Here is a 1,940-nt window from a genome sequence, read left to right as displayed (position 1 = left end):
TTTTTCTTGATTTTTATGATAGTGGAGTATTTGTGGGTCCCATTCAATTCATGGTTGGCTAGCTTCTTATTAGATCAGACAGGTTATCTTTTTATTTCCTATAACAATGTCTTAGCCATCCTCACTCATTCTCCATTGATTAGTCTAGCTTTTTTAGCCTTGATTATCATTAACCTTCTGGTTGCTTATTTTCAAATAGGACTCCTCTTTATTGGTGCTCGTCATCTTCTCTATCATGAAAAGCGAAGGCTAATTGAGTATATCCGCAAGGTTTTCCATGAAAGTTTTGGATTTATGAAAAAGCTAACTTGCGCTAAAGCCTTGTTTATCTTTTTCTATATAGCTATGCTTTTTCCTTTTATACGGAAAATGCTGAAGATTTATTATCTCAATAAAATCGTTATTCCAGAGTTTATCCAAGATTATTTAGAAGATAAATATTGGATGTGGTGGCTGAGCATCCTACTTCTATCTCTTATCTTTCTCTATGTCTCTGTCAGATTGATGTTTGCCCTTCCGAAGATTGTATATGATCAGCTGACTGTTCGAGAAGCAGTGATGTTTAGCTTGGAGAAAACCAAGAAAAGAGTTGTTTTTTATGCTTGGAATTTATTTTATATCTTGCTCAAGGCAAATTTATTATTTTATCTTCCTTTGATTCCTTTGTTATTGGCTCAAACTTTGGTAGATGACATCACTCAGAGAGAGTCTCTGATTCTTGGTATTTTGAATTTTGTTGTGATTAAAAATCTTTATTATATGGCTCTGACTTACTTTTTGGTTAAATTTGTTTCATTTTTGACAGGAAAGGAGCTGGATATGCTTCCTAGGAGAGAAAAAGATCACATCATGCGATGGGGAGTCATGACTTGTGCTAGTCTTTTCTTTGCCTTAGAAGGTTATATTTATCTGGAGGCTCCCATGGTTCATCTACCTCAGCTTATTTCTCACCGAGGGGTTTCCAATGCAAATGGGATTCAAAATACAGTAGAGTCCTTGGAAACTACAGCACAACTCAAACCAGACTTGGTAGAGACGGACGTGCAGGAAACAAAAGATGGGCAGTTTGTCATGATGCATGATGCTAACTTGAAAAATCTAGCAGGTATCAATAAAAGTCCTCAAGACTTAAACTTGGAGGAGCTTAAAGGGATTGATATTTTTGAAAATGGCTACCAGACTAAAATTTCAAGCTTTGAAGATTATCTCAGTCGAGCCAACGAACTTGGTCAAAAATTACTAATTGAAATCAAAACCAGTAAAAAAGATAGTCCAGACATGATGGACCGCTTTTTAGCTCGTTATGCTGCAAAGCTCAAGATTTATGGACATCAAATCCAATCTTTAGACTACCATGTTGTCGAAAAAGTAAGACAGTATGATGCCGAACTGCCAGTTTATTTCATCATGCCCTACAATTCTGTCTTTCCTAAAACAAGGGCGACAGGATATACTATGGAGTACTCGACCTTGGATGAATATTTTGTAAGCAAACTATGGACAACAGATCAGAAACTTTATGTATGGACTGTCAATGATTCAGAAGCTATCAACAAATCNNGAGTGATTACAGATGATTTGGAAAAAGTTCAGTGGGAAATAGAAGTAGCCCAAGAAGATCCAGAATATACGGATTTGCTTTTGAAAAAAGCATTGGAATTCTTTGAATTTTAGTAGTAAAAAAAAAGAGGAACGGTTGTTCCTCCCATGATAGGTAAGTATTCTTGTGAATGCTTGCTTTTTTTGTGGTTGCAATTCGTTTACGAGGATTGTTTGTCTTGTTCTTGTTTCAATCAACTTTATAGTAATTTGAGATTGGAATAGTACATTACAACTTCTAAAATGGTACTAGAAATTGGAAAGCTTCCTTTATTCTCTATATCCATTAGAAAGAATTGATTAAAAATTAGGAGACTTTTAATTTCTTTTCCGAATAAATA

1 protein-coding gene is annotated in these 1,940 nt (G+C 35.0%); it reads left to right on the top strand.

Annotated elements, in window-relative coordinates:
* The coding region (locus tag HT721_RS10775) for a glycerophosphodiester phosphodiesterase (RefSeq protein WP_345890562.1) at positions 1 to 1,674 on the top strand (1,674 nt) is incomplete at its 5' end.
* Positions 1,675 to 1,940: the final 266 nt, after the last annotated feature.

The sequence above is a fragment of the Streptococcus sp. 4094 genome, assembly GCF_013277125.1.
In the GTDB taxonomy this organism is placed as follows: domain Bacteria; phylum Bacillota; class Bacilli; order Lactobacillales; family Streptococcaceae; genus Streptococcus.
The sequence above is the reverse complement of the archived record's forward strand: the minus strand, read 5'-3'. Positions and strand labels throughout refer to the sequence as shown.